14 protein-coding genes are annotated in these 14178 nt (G+C 58.7%); 5 read left to right on the forward strand and 9 right to left on the reverse strand.

Annotated features, from left to right (window positions below; all coding sequences use genetic code 11):
* Window positions 1-4 precede the first annotated feature (4 nt).
* Window positions 5-1279, reverse strand: a complete 1275-nt coding sequence (locus tag CARG_RS03400) for an NRAMP family divalent metal transporter (protein WP_020975997.1) — start codon at window positions 1277-1279, stop codon at window positions 5-7.
* 125 nt (window positions 1280-1404) lie between these two features.
* Here CARG_RS03400 and CARG_RS09595 point away from each other — a divergent pair, with 125 nt between their 5' ends.
* Window positions 1405-2178, forward strand: coding sequence for a GntR family transcriptional regulator (locus CARG_RS09595; RefSeq protein WP_020975998.1), 774 nt, complete (start codon window positions 1405-1407; stop codon window positions 2176-2178).
* A 125-nt stretch (window positions 2179-2303) separates the two neighbouring features.
* Here the strand turns inward: CARG_RS09595 and CARG_RS03410 are convergent, their stop codons facing one another.
* Window positions 2304-3701: a class II fumarate hydratase gene (locus tag CARG_RS03410; protein ID WP_020975999.1), complete on the reverse strand. Its 1398-nt coding sequence runs from the start codon at window positions 3699-3701 to the stop codon at window positions 2304-2306.
* 250 nt (window positions 3702-3951) lie between these two features.
* Complete coding sequence (gene glpX, locus CARG_RS03415) at window positions 3952-4908, reverse strand: class II fructose-bisphosphatase (RefSeq protein WP_041747362.1); 957 nt, start codon at window positions 4906-4908, stop codon at window positions 3952-3954.
* A 258-nt stretch (window positions 4909-5166) separates the two neighbouring features.
* Between glpX and CARG_RS03420 the strand changes: the two genes are divergently transcribed.
* Window positions 5167-5781, forward strand: a complete 615-nt coding sequence (locus CARG_RS03420) for a DUF4245 domain-containing protein (RefSeq protein WP_020976001.1) — start codon at window positions 5167-5169, stop codon at window positions 5779-5781.
* 6 nt (window positions 5782-5787) lie between these two features.
* On the opposite strand, the gene CARG_RS03425 is transcribed toward CARG_RS03420, so the two are convergent.
* Both CARG_RS03425 and xseA read right to left on the reverse strand, forming a co-directional pair.
* A complete protein-coding gene (locus CARG_RS03425) occupies window positions 5788-6081 on the reverse strand; it encodes an exodeoxyribonuclease VII small subunit (RefSeq protein ID WP_081761595.1) in 294 nt (97 codons plus the stop codon).
* 20 nt (window positions 6082-6101) lie between these two features.
* Window positions 6102-7349 (reverse strand): exodeoxyribonuclease VII large subunit, encoded by a 1248-nt coding sequence (xseA, locus tag CARG_RS03430; RefSeq protein ID WP_041746949.1) that lies wholly within the window; start codon window positions 7347-7349, stop codon window positions 6102-6104.
* 81 nt (window positions 7350-7430) lie between these two features.
* Here xseA and CARG_RS03435 point away from each other — a divergent pair, with 81 nt between their 5' ends.
* Window positions 7431-8390 carry a 4-hydroxy-3-methylbut-2-enyl diphosphate reductase gene (locus tag CARG_RS03435; protein ID WP_020976004.1) on the forward strand — a complete coding sequence of 320 codons (960 nt, stop codon included), beginning with the start codon at window positions 7431-7433 and terminating at the stop codon, window positions 8388-8390.
* An 85-nt stretch (window positions 8391-8475) separates the two neighbouring features.
* Here CARG_RS03435 and CARG_RS03440 read toward each other — a convergent pair whose 3' ends face one another.
* The 4 genes from CARG_RS03440 to CARG_RS03455 all read right to left on the reverse strand — a co-directional run bounded on the left by CARG_RS03440 (window position 8476) and on the right by CARG_RS03455 (window position 12451).
* The gene (locus CARG_RS03440) at window positions 8476-9282 is read right to left on the reverse strand and encodes a DUF6542 domain-containing protein (RefSeq protein WP_144198525.1); all 807 of its coding nucleotides are present in this window, start codon (window positions 9280-9282) and stop codon (window positions 8476-8478) included.
* 54 nt (window positions 9283-9336) lie between these two features.
* On the reverse strand, window positions 9337-10539 hold the full coding sequence (locus CARG_RS03445; RefSeq protein ID WP_456151387.1) for an AI-2E family transporter: 1203 nt from the start codon (window positions 10537-10539) through the stop codon (window positions 9337-9339).
* 115 nt (window positions 10540-10654) lie between these two features.
* Window positions 10655-10822 (reverse strand): methionine/alanine import NSS transporter subunit MetS, encoded by a 168-nt coding sequence (gene metS / locus CARG_RS03450; RefSeq protein ID WP_020976007.1) that lies wholly within the window; start codon window positions 10820-10822, stop codon window positions 10655-10657.
* 3 nt (window positions 10823-10825) lie between these two features.
* Window positions 10826-12451, reverse strand: coding sequence for a sodium-dependent transporter (locus CARG_RS03455; protein ID WP_020976008.1), 1626 nt, complete (start codon window positions 12449-12451; stop codon window positions 10826-10828).
* Window positions 12452-12768: 317 nt separating this feature from the next.
* Between CARG_RS03455 and ychF the strand changes: the two genes are divergently transcribed.
* Both ychF and CARG_RS03465 read left to right on the forward strand, forming a co-directional pair.
* The gene (gene ychF, locus CARG_RS03460; protein WP_020976009.1) at window positions 12769-13848 is read left to right on the forward strand and encodes a redox-regulated ATPase YchF; all 1080 of its coding nucleotides are present in this window, start codon (window positions 12769-12771) and stop codon (window positions 13846-13848) included.
* A gap of 78 nt (window positions 13849-13926) precedes the next feature.
* Window positions 13927-14172: a type II toxin-antitoxin system prevent-host-death family antitoxin gene (locus CARG_RS03465; protein WP_041747366.1), complete on the forward strand. Its 246-nt coding sequence runs from the start codon at window positions 13927-13929 to the stop codon at window positions 14170-14172.
* The last annotated feature ends 6 nt before the right edge of the window (window positions 14173-14178 follow it).

The following is a 14178-nucleotide window of genomic DNA, read 5'->3' on the forward strand; positions in this document are numbered from 1 at the left end:
ACCTTTAAGCGCTGAGCAAAGCCCACATCGGCTGGAAAGCCTTGACCGCCAAGAACCACGCAATCGCCAGGGCAAACAAACCGGCGGTAATCAACCACTTCGGGTAGCGGTAGCCCTTGAGCAGATCCTTCGAGCGGAACAACGCCACATAAAGCATCAACGTAAAGCCCACGGGCAAAACCAGGCCGTTGAAAGCGCCGGCGAAGACCAACAACTGCTTCGGGGCGGTACCGATGGCAACGAACGCAGCGCAGGAAATCACGATGAACACGATCGCCACGACATTCTGCGTGAACCGCTTGTCCGGACGCTGGCTGACCAGGAAGGAAGCGCTGGTGTAGCTCGCACCAATGATCGAGGACAAAGCTGCTGCCCACATCACCATGCCAAAGAAACGGAATCCAACCTCGCCCGCAGCAATACGGAACGCGGCGCCCGCAGGGTTAGCGTCACCGGACAGATCGCTCGTGCCGGCTGCCACCACACCCAGTACAGCCAGGAACAGCACGATGCGCATGATGCCCGTCAAAATGATGCCAGTGACCGACGAGCGGCTAACCTGACGCACGTGCTCGGGGCCGGTCTGGCCGGAATCCAACAAGCGGTGCGCGCCGGCGTAGGTGATGTAGCCACCCACAGTGCCGCCCACCAGGGTGGTCACAGCCAACCAGTTGTACTCGTCCGGTAACACCGAGCTGCGCAGAGCCTCGCCCACCGGCGGCTGGGACACGACCGCGACGTACACCGTCAGGCCGATCATCAGCACACCCAGGCCAACAATCAGGTAGTCAAGCGCTAGGCCCAGGCGCTTGATCAGGAAGAAAGCGATAGCGATGCCCGCGGTCAGCGTGCCGCCGACCTTCGCATCGACGCCCAGGAAAGCGTTGGTTCCTAGGCCAGCGCCGGCGATATTGCCGATGTTAAACACCAAACCGCCGACGCAGACGAGCAAGGTCAAAAACCATCCCAGGCCGGGAGCGACGCGGTTGCCCAATTCGCTCGCGCGCAAACCGCTGATGCCGATGACCCGCCACACATTGAGCTGCACGGCGATGTCGATGACGATGGATGCCAGGATCGCAAAAGCGAAGGCCGCACCCAGTTGCGCGGTGAAGTTGGCGGTTTGGGTGAGGAAGCCCGGGCCGATGGCTGAGGTAGCCATAAGGAAGATAGCGCCGAGCAGTGGACCCTTGGCCTTCTTTACGCCGTCGGCGGGGGAGTCGATGTTGGTCGTTGGGCCGGGTGTGGTTGCCGGCGGGGTGGGGGAGTGTTCGCTCAATGGCTTGCCCTTTCTGACAGTTGTTCCACCCCATAGAGGGGGATTGTTGAACAATCTCGGTAAATTTGTTCTGAGTATAGGGGCTTGTGTCCTGAAGCACAATTAGATCTTGCTATGGTGTGCATATGACTACCCCCGCATCAGGCTCAAGCTCACGACGTAGCTCCTCCGCCGGAACCCCTGATTCGGCGGTCAACCAAGCAGTGGCAGCAATATCCGAGGACATAGCCAGCGGTTTCTACCAGCCCGGCGACCAACTCGTCGAACAAGAATGTGCACAGGACTACCAGGTCTCTCGCAACACCCTGCGCGAAGCATTCCGCATCCTCCAACGCCAGCAGTTACTTGTCCATCAACCCCACAAAGGTGTGTTCCTGCGCAGCTTCGACTCGGAAGCGACAGCAGAGCTCTACGTCTACCGCCGCTTTGTCCAACTCGCTGCCATCGACGCTTTCGCCTACGCCAGCGAAGACAAACAACAGCAGTGCATCGACACGATGATTGCCGCGTGCGATGCCGCGTACAATGCCCAAGCAGAAGGCGATTGGCGGGCTGTGGGCACCCGCAACTCAGAAGTACACCTGGCACTGGTCGATGTCGCTGGTATTCCCAAACTGAGCGAGGACATGCGGATCATCATGGTCCAGTCGCGACTGGCATTTTTAAGTGCTGCGCACAGGGGAGACCTCGCCGCCACCCACGGGCCTTTCATAGACGGCAACCGTGAGCTCGCCAATGTTCTTACCGCAGTACAACAGGCAGCCAATACCAGTGAAGAGGCTAGGGACGCTGCCCGCAGGCAGGCCCGAGCATTCCTCCACGATTACCTCGACCGCGCAGAGCGCACAGTCATCGACTTGATTGAAGGCGGCAGCAGCGCACTGGGATTCCTGCGCTAGGCCCTGGACGGGAGCACCCGACAACCTCAGGAGGCATAAAAAGGTGGTGGCTTCCCGTGAAAATGGAAGCCACCACCTGGTGTCTATCCGACCTGCGTCGAACTACGACGTAGGTCTACATGGTTCTACTTGTCGCGGTCGGTGTTGCACATAGCAAGCACATCGAGGCGTTTGTCGAGCTCTTCCTCGGTGAGTTTCTCGCCATCAACGAAGCCCAAGTCGATGACGGTCTGGCGGATGGTCTTGCCTTCCTTCAGAGCAGTCTTAGCGACCTTAGCGGCGTTTTCGTAACCGATGGCGGAGTTCAGCGGAGTCACGATGGACGGGGAGGACTCAGCCAGGTTCTTCATACGCTCGGTGTTGGGCTCGATGCCATCGACGAGACGCTCAGCGAAGACACGGGCGGTGTTAGCCAGCAGGCGAGCGGACTCGAGAACGTTGCGGGCCATCATCGGGATGAACACGTTGAGCTCGAAAGCACCCTGGGAACCAGCGAAAGCCACACCAGCATCGTTACCGATCACCTGTGCAGCGACCTGGGTAGCGGTCTCGCACAGAACCGGGTTGACCTTGCCAGGCATGATGGAGGAGCCGGGCTGCAGGTCGGGCAGGTGGATCTCGCCCAGGCCGGTCAGCGGACCGGAACCCATCCAACGGATGTCGTTGGCAATCTTGTTCAGGGACACGGCGATGGTGCGCATCGCGCCGGAGAACTCAACCAAGCCGTCACGAGCAGCCTGAGCCTCGAAGTGGTTCACACACTCGCGCAGCTCCTTAACATCGGTGAGGTTGACCAGCTCGGCCACGACCTTAGCGCCGAAATCAGCAGGGGTGTTCAGGCCGGTGCCGACAGCGGTGCCACCAATCGGCAGCTCACCCAGGCGGGGCAGAGTAGCCTCGACGCGCTCAATACCAGCCTCGATCTGGCGGGCGTAGCCAGCGAACTCCTGACCCAGGGTGACCGGAACAGCATCCATCAGGTGGGTGCGGCCGGACTTAACGACGTTCTCCCACTCCTTAGCCTTGTTTTCCAGGGAGGTCTGGAGAACCTTTAGGCCGGGGATCAGATCGGTGACAGCAGCCTCGGTTGCAGCAACATGGGTTGCGGTGGGGAAGGTGTCGTTGGAGGACTGACCCATATTGACGTCATCGTTGGGGTGAACCTCAACACCAGCCTGTGCACACAGCGAAGCGATCACTTCGTTGGTGTTCATGTTGGAGGAGGTGCCGGAACCGGTCTGGAACACGTCGATCGGGAATTCAGCATCGTGCTTGCCCTCAGCGACAGCCTTAGCAGCGGTGATGATGGCATCGGCCTTTTCTGCGGGAAGCAGGCCACGGTCCTTGTTGACCTGTGCGCAGGCGGCCTTCAGCAAGCCCATAGCGCGGATCTGTGCGGACTCTAGGCCGCGGCCGGAGATTGGGAAGTTTTCAACAGCACGCTGGGTCTGTGCACGCCACAGGGCGTCGACGGGGACCTTCACTTCGCCCATAGTGTCGTGTTCGATGCGGTACTCGGTCATAAAAACCACCTTAAAAGTTGGTGAAAGCGTTGTGTTGTAGAAAGCCTCAGTGAGGCACCGCTTTCAAGTATGGCTGATTTTCTTCTCTCTGGCATCGACAGAAGATAGTGGCCACCCCCTAAAGGTGGTGGCCACTATCTTCCAGCCAACAGCCGGGTGCGAAAAAGGAGGGGTTCGTCGGCCGCTAATGCCCTGCGGCGACGAACCCCTCCCACATCACAGCGACCAGACAGGCGATCGCTCGGGGTACTTAGGAGTAATCGATTACCGAGTATTCCTGCAGCTTAGCCAGCTGGTGGACGGACTCAATGTAGCGGATGGTGCCAGAACGAGAACGCATGACCAACGAACGGGTCGTGGCTCCATTCTTGCGGTAGCTCACGCCGCGCAGCATGTCGCCATTGGTCACGCCGGTTGCAACGAAGTAGCAGTCGTCGCTGGTCACCAAGTCATTGGTGGTGAGCACACGATTGAGGTCGTGGCCCGCATTAATAGCCTTCTGAGCTTCCTCATCAGAGGTGGGGGCCAGCTTGCCCTGGATTTCGCCACCCATGCACTTCATAGCGCAGGCAGTGATGATGCCCTCTGGGGTGCCGCCGGTGCCCATCATGATGTCAATGGCATTGGTGTCTTGCGCTGCAGCAACAGCGCCCGCGACGTCACCGTCGCTGATCATACGAACCTTGGCGCCAGCCGCACGGATATCGGCCATCAGCTGGTTGTGGCGAGGACGATCCAGCACAACAACCGTCACGTCCGAAGGCGCAATGCCCTTAGCCTTGGCAACCTTCTTGATGTTGTACTCCACGGGAGCCTCGATGTCGATAACCCCCACGGCCTCCGGGCCGACGGCAATCTTCTGCATGTAGAACACAGCGGAAGGATCGTACATCGAACCACGCTCGGCAGCTGCCAATACAGAAATAGCGTTCGGGCGACCCTCAGCCATCAGCGTGGTGCCATCAACCGGGTCAACAGCGATGTCCACCTCTGCGCCCACACCGGTGCCGACGCGCTCGCCGTTGAACAGCATCGGGGCTTCGTCCTTCTCGCCCTCACCGATCACGACAACGCCGTTCATATCAACAGAATTGATCAGCTTACGCATGGCATCAACAGCTGCGCCGTCACCTTCGTTCTTCATACCGCGGCCAACCCACCGGCCACTGGCAAGCGCGGCGGCTTCGGTCACGCGGACCAGCTCCATCGCGAGGTTACGGTCGGGGGTTCGGGAATCAGTGTGTGCAGTAAATGCGTTGTTCTGATTGTTCACAGCTCTTGTGCCTCCTGAGGCATTGCTACATGGTGATATAAAACGAAGGTTTAAAAACCATCCCCTTAATTGTGTCACTTTCTTGGCGATCGCGCGCCGCTTTGAAAATAAAAACCCAGGTACGTTCTTGACCCTCTACCCGCCAATGGGTGTGCTCTCAAGCACACGGTGGGGTGTGGGATACTGGGAAACGTGGCTGAAAACAAACCCCGCATCTTCCAAGGTAGCAAAGACATCACCATCTCCCTGGTGGTCATCATCGCATTCATGGCATTCGCCGTCGGTTTTACCGGCATGTGCAGCTTCAACCCAGGAGCCCCCGAGAACGGGCCCGTTCATGAGGTCGACGCGCCAGCTGTAATCTCCATGGAGTCACGCGCCATGGCCTTCCCTCTGCGATACCCGGATGTGCCCGAAGGATGGATACCGAATTCTGCGCGCCGCATGGGTCTCAACAACCAACCAGCGGTGGTCGTCGGATGGGTAACCCCCAACGCAACCTACGTGCAGCTCACCCAAACATCAGCCGACCTAAAATACGCGCTCGAACACATCGACCGCCACGTGCGCACCCTAGGCGAGCCAGTCAACATTGACGGTCAGACCTTCACTACCTACACCTCCGATGACCCCACCGCAGGCGAGGCCTGGGGCACCGACCTGGGAGACGTCAGAATCATCATCTCCGGTGGTGGGACCAAGGAAGACTACCGCACCATGGCGAAAGCGATCCTCAAAACCACGCCCATAGATAACACGGAGAACCCTGAGAGCTCCGAAAGCGCAGCGACCCCCGCGAGCAACTAGCTCGAGCTAGTCTTCCCCGAACTCCTCATCGGCCTCGGGATCATCTTCTTCAGCCTCAGCCACCTGCACTGCCAAAGCCGCAGTGATGCGTTGCTTAGCGCCGTCCAAGAAGCCCTTGCACGCCTTGGCCAAGGCTTCTCCGCGCTCCCAATAGGCCAAAGACTCATCCAAAGACATCTGTCCCAGCTCCAAAATGCCCACAACCTCAGCGAGCTCAGAACGAGCTTGCTCGTAAGACATCTGCTCAATGGGGTCAAACGTGGGGCCAGTGGAAGATTTTTGGGTCGACATGCCAGCCATCCTAATAACTAAACCGATAACTAGTCCGCTGGTGTCACATTAAGAACCGCAGCGCCCATGGAACCATCACCCACGCGGACCCTCAACTGGCTACCCGGTGCCACATCCCCGATGGAGGTCACCACAGAATAAGCATCGGCACCTTGCTGCTTAGGAGCATCCGGATCACGGACCTGCACCACCGCATAACCGCGAGCAAGCGTAGCCGCAGGGCCCAAAGCCTTCACGCGGGCCCGCAGCGACGCGACGTCATTACTCTGTGACTCCACAAGCGACACAACCTCCCGGCGCAGCCGACGGCGCCACCCATCCAACTCCTCCGCATGCCGATGGATAGGCGTATACGGATCCGCCAACACAGGGCGCGACGCCAACTGGCCCACATAATCAGCCTGATTATTGACATAGCCCACCACCGCCTGGCGCCCTCGCGCACGCAACTGCGCCACCAACTCACGCTCGGCCAACACATCTGGCACCACACGCTTAGCGGCATCCGTCGGGGTAGCAGCACGAACATCCGCAACATTATCCAAAATCGGATTGTCTGGCTCGTGACCAATCGCCGACACAACCGGGGTGGAACACGTAGCCACAGCCCGTTGCAAAGCCTCCTCCGAAAACGGCAACAAATCCTCAACACTGCCGCCACCACGCGCGATAATGATGACGTCGACCCCCGCGGCGTCATCAAGAACCTTCAGCGCCTTCACAATTTCAGGAACCGCCGAAGGCCCCTGCACGGCAGTATTGATTACCTCAAAGTCGACCTCGGGCCAGCGATCCCGCGCAACAGCCAACACATCACGCTCCGCCGCAGAACCACGTCCCGTGATCAACCCAACCCGCCGAGGAAGAAAAGGCAGAGGCTTCTTGCGCTCCGGATCAAACAACCCCTCCCGGGCAAGGGCCTCCCGCAAAGCGTTAATCCGGGCCAACAACTCACCCACACCCACCCGGCGAATCTGCGTAACCCACAAAGAAAAACTGCCCCGACCAGCATAAAAAGCAGGCTTGCCGTAGACCACCACGCGGTCACCATCGGAGAGATCCATATCGCGTAACAACGAGGATGGGCACGTCAACTGCACGCTAGCCTCGGCCTGAGGATCACGCAGCGTCACATAAGACAACTTCCACGACGGTTTGTAATTAATCTGGGCTAGCTGCCCCTCAACCCACACATGACCCAGACGCTCAATCCACTGCTTCACCCGGGTGTTTAAGTCCCGTACCGGCCAAGGAGACTCGGGGGTGGTATCGCTCACAGTGGGCGCCTGCCTTTCGAAGAAGTTACGAGTGCCTCACCAGTGTAGGTAAAACCAGCGCGAGACGTTAACCTAGACGTCATGACAGACACGGCGAAGAAAGTCCTTTTGGCCGCGCCTCGCGGATATTGTGCCGGCGTTGACCGGGCGGTGGAAACCGTGGAACGCGCACTAGAAAAATACGGTGCCCCCGTCTACGTGCGCAAAGAAATCGTCCACAACCGTTATGTGGTGGACACCCTGGCCGAGCGTGGCGCCATCTTCGTCGATGAAACCACCGAAGTTCCTGAAGGTGCCCACCTGGTGTTCTCCGCGCATGGTGTGAGCCCTGCCGTGCATAGCGAAGCTAAAGAGCTATCCCTTCACACTCTCGACGCCACCTGCCCGCTGGTGACCAAGGTGCACAATGAGGTCAAGCGTTTCGCGAAAGCTGGCTACCAGATCCTGCTGATTGGCCACGAAGGCCATGAAGAAGTCGAGGGCACCGCTGGCGAAGCGCCTGATGTTGTTCACCTCGTGGACGGGGTAGAGGGGGTTGAACGACTGGAGTTCTCGGACGATGACAAGCTGATCTGGTTGTCACAAACCACCCTGTCTGTCGACGAGACCATGACCATCGTGCAGCTGCTCAAGCAGAAGTTCCCTAACTTGCAAGATCCGCCGAGCGACGACATTTGCTACGCCACCCAGAACCGCCAGGTAGCAGTCAAAGCAATCGCGTCCCAGTGCGATCTGGTGATCGTTGTTGGCTCGCAGAATAGCTCGAACTCTAAGCGTTTGGTGGAGGTTGCGCTGCAAAATGGTGCGGCCGCAAGTTACCTTGTGGATTACGCCCATCAAATCGAACCCGAATGGCTCGAAGGGGTTAAAACCATTGGGCTTACCTCCGGCGCATCCGTTCCGGAGATTCTGGTGCAGGGAGTGCTCGACCTCGTAGCCGAACATGGATTTAATGACGTCGAGACAGTCACTACCGCAAGCGAAAAATTGGTCTTTGGCCTTCCGCGTGAACTCCGTCCGGCCGATCGATCGAAGCGATAATCGGACGCAGGACATAGACTCAGCACCTAGTCGAAAAGCCGGACGCATTGGTGAGCGTCCGGCTTTTGTTTATTTTTGCTGTGTACTAGCGGCTGTCGCGGCGGCTATCACGATAGCGAGGAGCATCGCGATGTCCCTCACGCGGGCGGAATTCGCGATAAGCAGTGCTGCTTTGCGTGCGTGGGGGCCGCGTTCGGGGAGTATCGCCGCCTAGTCGGGTGGTCTGTTGGCGGTCAACAACGACCCGGCGCTCTCCCGAAGCGCTGGCGCGGCGTCGTGAAGAATGCGTGGCGCCTCGTGTCCGCAGTAGCTCGTCGACTGTGACCTGTTGTGGGCGCTCGCCACGGGCGCGGCGGGTGCGTACACGGGTTGTCGCAGCCACATTCGCCCTGTCTGCCGACTGTTCTTTTCTGCGAGCGCGAGCGAGCGCAGCGGCGCGTGCTCGCGCACGGTTACGGGCAGCCAAATAGCGCAGCAACCCGATGAAACATACCAGCAGCGTGACGATCAACAGCGCAGGGAAAAACACAGTCAGTGGGTACACCGCGGCGACCATGTCCGCACGCCCCAAGGACCCCTTCGACGCGTCCGGAGCCATGGAATCCGATACAAACCATGACGCCACGGGGGTTGCAAAAGCGAAGAAAATAGGGACGCATGCTGCGAAAATGCTTAAGCCGCGGACCTCAACCAGAAGGGAAGTCAGTAGCGCACCAACCGCGAAACATGCTAGGTATTGCCAACCCAGGTGAGAGCCAAGGACGCTGAGAAGCACACCGGTAGCCAACGTGGCGACCAGTATCGATAGGGCAGACCACAGCGGTATGCCAAAACCACCGGCCCTGCGGGGCGGGGGAGTGGGGCGCGAAGTGCGCGCAGGCTGTGAAGTCACAAAACGTTATGTTAGCCCATCGGGGGCTAAATCACCCGCAGCAGCCGGCCCAAGTTATTCATCTTTTGGGCATGCCGCTTCGGATCGGGCAGGTGTGGTGGGAAAAAGCTCAGAAAAAAATTCTCGCTGCGACACAAACTCCACCTCTTCAGGTGTTCGGGCGCCGGTTTTTAGATCAATCATGTCGCCAATGAAGCGCAGCAGCACAGCGACCATCGCGGCGACCGGCACAGCAAAAAACGCGCCGAGGATCCCAAAAAGGGAACCGCCGATAGTGACGGACAACAGCACCACGGCCGGGTGAAGATTCATCGCTCTCGACTGCAACAGCGGTGACAAAATATTGCCTTCTAGCTGCTGCACGGCAACGACGATCACCAGTACAACAATGGCGGCGGTCAGCCCCTTAGCCACAAACGCCACCATGACAGCCAGTGCGCCGGCAACGAATGCCCCAACGATCGGGACGAACCCCGCAAAGAATGTCAGCATCGCCAGAACCAGAGCCAGTGGAATCCCCATGATGACCAGAGCAAGGCCAATGAACGCGGCGTCAACAAACGAAACGATCGCCTGAGCTCGAATGAAGCCCGACAAGGTGACCCAGCAGCGGGCGAGTAGTTCCCTTAAAGGGCCCCCCGCACGTCGGCCGACCACAGAGTTAAGCCAGGGCAGGAAGCGGTCCCCATCTTTAAGGAAAAAGAAGGTGAGAACCAAAACAATACCCACGTTGACGACGATGCTCGATGCCTTACCCAAACCGGCGAACAGGCGCTCGGCGATAGTGCCCGACTGATTTTGCAACCAGGCTGTGCCGGAGGCGAAGTAATTGTTGAGGTCTTCATCGTGTAGATTCAGCGGCGGGCCTTGCAACCACAGTTCAATGCGCTGGATCCCCTCGAACCCTTGAAAATATAAGCCGGGCATCTGCTGTGCCACACTCGGTGCGATGAAAGCGAAGAATGCCCCTACCACTCCAACACTGCCGAGCAAAGTGATCAGAGCGGCGACCGCACGCGGCAGTTTGAGCCGGCACAGCCACTGCGTCGGAGTCCACAGCACGGTGGTGACGATGATCGCCAAAGCGACGGGCAGGATGCCACGCCAGAATTTACCCAATAACAGCCAGGTGACATAGGTGCCTGCCAGGATTACCAAGATGCGTAGAGACCACCACGCGAGCTGTTTTAAACCCTCAATGATGACGCCGGTACGGTCGCGTGGGTGAGCGTGTGACGCGACGTCAGTATCGTGCAGTTCATCGACTGCATGCGGGGTAGAAGACAACACGCCCCCTATTGTGCCACTACACAATAGGGGGCGTGAATTAGCAACACCCGGTAGCCGTGCGCGGTCGGCCGGGTGAGAAAGGTTAGTGTCCTTCGTGGGCGATCAGTGCGTCGTCCGTGGCGTAGTCATTGCTACCCAGCAAGCCGGACTGCTCATCCGGGTGGCGGCGCAACGTGGCGATCGAAGCAGCGAGGCCACCCCAGATCACAACCATGAACAACACCATCATCATTACGGCAATACCACTCATGGTTTAGGCCTCCTTCGTTGCGGGAACGGCATCCCCATTGTCGGGAACGTACTTTTGCGGGCGCTCCACGCTGAGCTCCAAGGAATTGGGGTCGACACCGAAGTCCGAGCCGGGCGGGCCCTGCAGCGGCTGGTTACCCTTCCACGGCATCACAGAGATCATGAAGGAACCGAGTACGACGACAGCCAGAACACCCCAGCCGTAGAGCAGTACCTGGGTGTGCGAGTAGCCGCCGTAGGGCTCCTTGATGAGGGAGATGAGCTCCTGCAGCAGGGTGTAGCCCAGGACGATGGTCGTGACGTTCACGACGCAGATACGCCAGATGGTGCCGACCTTGAAGGAGGAGACAGCGTTGAGGTGGAGGGCAAGCTCGTCGATGCGGCGCAGGATCCAGTCGATCACGACGATGGAGATCAAAGCGATGGCGACGATGCCAACGTTGTTGGTGAACTTGTCCATGATGTCCAGGGTGACCAAGCCCGAGGTGGTGGAGAACAACGCCAGGGAGAGCAGAGCCATCGCAACACCAACACCGATGGCGGCAGTCTTGCGCTCGAGATTGAGCTTGTCCTTGACACCGGAGACAACGACCTCAAGGAGCGAGAACAGGGAGGTGAATCCGGCGATGGTCAGGGAGCCGAAGAACAGGGTGCCGAAGATGGCGCCCATTGGCATGTTGTTGATGATGGTCGGGAACGCGATGAACGCCAAGCCAATGCCGGAGCTCACGACCTCATCCACGGCAACGTTTTGCTGGTTAGCCATGAAACCCAGAGCGGCGAAGACGCCGATACCTGCGAGCAGCTCGAAAGAAGAGTTCGCGAAACCAGTGACCAGGCCGGTGCCGGTCAGGTTAGTGCGGGGCTTGAGGTAGGAGGAGTAGGTCAGCATAATGCCGAAGCCGACAGATAGGGAGAAGAAGATCTGACCGTATGCTGCGACCCAGATGCTCGGGTCCTTCAGAGCTTCCCAACGCGGAGTAAACAGTGCATCGAGGCCGGTGCCCGCGCCCGGCAGGAACAGGGCAGCGATGACAACAATTAAGAAGAGGACGGTCAGGATCGGCATGAAGATCTTTGACGCCCGGCCGATGCCAGAGTCAACGCCCATCGCCAGAACGAGGATGGCGACGATCCACACGATGGCCAAAGCGACCGCGATCTGAGGAACGATCGAGGTGGAGAAAGTCTGGGAATCGTCCATCCTGAGGAAGGACTTGAAGAAGTAGTCCTGTGGTACCTCGCCCCATGCCTTGTTCAGCGACTTGACGGTGTAGAGGGCTGCCCAGGCGATGATGGCTGCATAGTAAATGGTGATGAAGAAACAGATGCCTGTCTGAATCCAACCAACCGGTTCTGCCCAGCTCTTGATGCGGCGGAAAGCCAAGGGGGCGGCGCCGCGGTAGCGGTGGCCCAGTGCGTAGTCGAGGAAGAGCAGGGGGATACCTGCGGTTAGTAGCGCTAACAGGTACGGAACGAGGAATGCGCCGCCGCCGGATTCATACGCGACGTAAGGGAAGCGCCAAATGTTGCCCAAGCCCACAGCTGAGCCGATAGCGGCCAGCAAAAATGCCATGCGGGATGAGAACACTTCGCGGCGCTCAGGGCTTGAAACTTCCTGTGCAGCCATGGTCGAAGACCTTTCACTTTAGAAATGAACGATATGTGTATTTTTTGCGCAGACCGCGGGGTGGTGCGGAGTGTACTCAAGCGCGAATCTCACTGGCCATGGTGAGGGTGTTCACAATCTAGGCCTGAAAGTCAACACATAATAACAAAAGGTGGTGGAATAGCCCCCCACGGTTGCCCCCGGTGCGACCCGGCTAGTGGTGTGGGGCCAGCGTTACTGTACCCAGAGGTTGGACCGTCGTAGAAAAGCAGGTTATGGGCGGGCGGTCGAGTGGGCTATAGGAATCTATGGTCAGCTGGCTGATAGTATTAGCGCCCGTGAGCCTTACTCTTGGAATCGTCGGTCTGCCCAATGTTGGCAAGTCCACTTTGTTTAACGCACTTACCCGCAACGATGTTCTTTCGGCTAATTATCCCTTCGCAACCATCGAGCCCAACGTTGGCCTCGTCGAGCTGCCTGACTCGCGACTGTCTAAGCTCGCCGAGATCTTCGGCTCGGAGCGCATCTTGCCCGCAACCGTCTCCTTCGTCGATATCGCCGGCATCGTCAAGGGTGCGTCCGAGGGGGAGGGGCTTGGAAACAAATTCCTGGCCAACATTCGCGAAGCAGATGCAATCTGCCAGGTAGTGCGTGCATTCGCCGATGGCGACGTCATCCACGTCGATGGCCGTGTCGATCCGCGCAGCGACATGTCGGTTATCGAGACCGAGCTGATCCTCGCCGACCTTCAGACCATCGAAAAGGCACTGCCGCGTTTGGAAAAGGAAGCAAAGAAGGACAAGTCCAAGGCCTCAGAAGTAGAGGCAGTCAAAAAGGCCCAGGCAATCCTCGAAGATGACCGCACCTTGTTCGCTGCACAGTCTGAGGTTGACCTTGCAGCTCTGCGTGAACTTCACTTGCTGACTGCAAAGCCGTTTTTGTACGTATTCAACTCTGATGAAGCCGTGCTGACCGATGAGGCCAAGAAGGCGGAACTCCGCGAGCTGGTGGCGCCTGCCGACTGCGTGTTCCTAGACGCCAAGACGGAGACCGAGCTGCTCGAACTGGACGAGGAGGAAGCCGCAGAGCTTCTAGAGTCTGTCGGTCAACATGAGCCCGGCTTGCATTCGTTGGCTAAGGCCGGCTTCGATACCCTCGGATTGCAAACCTATTTGACGGCAGGCCCCAAGGAAGCGCGTGCGTGGACTATCCACAAGGGTGACACCGCGCCCCAGGCAGCTGGCGTTATCCACACCGACTTCGAGCGTGGATTTATTAAGGCTGAGATTGTGTCCTTCGATGATCTTGTTGCCGCCGGTTCCATGGCGGAGGCTAAGGCCCAAGGCAAGGTGCGCATGGAGGGCAAGGACTACGTGATGGCTGACGGTGACGTCGTCGAGTTCAAGTTCAACGTGTAGTTACGTTCCGGTTCAACGTCTGGGCGTCGCGTCCACTGTCTACTTGTGCGCAACTTGTACAAGTTGTACTATAAGGTCATGACTTCCGTGACCCTGTCCCGGTTCCGTAGTCGGCAGAGCGATTACATCGCTGCAGCGCAGCGAGAGCCCGTCGAGATCACTTCGCGCGGAGCCGGTCGCCGTGCCGTGGTCGTGTCCCCCGAGTTCTTTGATCGTGCGCTGCAGGCATTGGAGGACCAAGCTGATGTCCGTGGTGCCGCCGAGGCTCGCAACGAAGAGGGGCGAGTCTCCCACGCGGAGCTCATGCGCGAGCTTGGCCTCTGAACCTGT

Source organism: Corynebacterium argentoratense DSM 44202 (genome assembly GCF_000590555.1).
GTDB classification, from domain to species: domain Bacteria; phylum Actinomycetota; class Actinomycetes; order Mycobacteriales; family Mycobacteriaceae; genus Corynebacterium; species Corynebacterium argentoratense.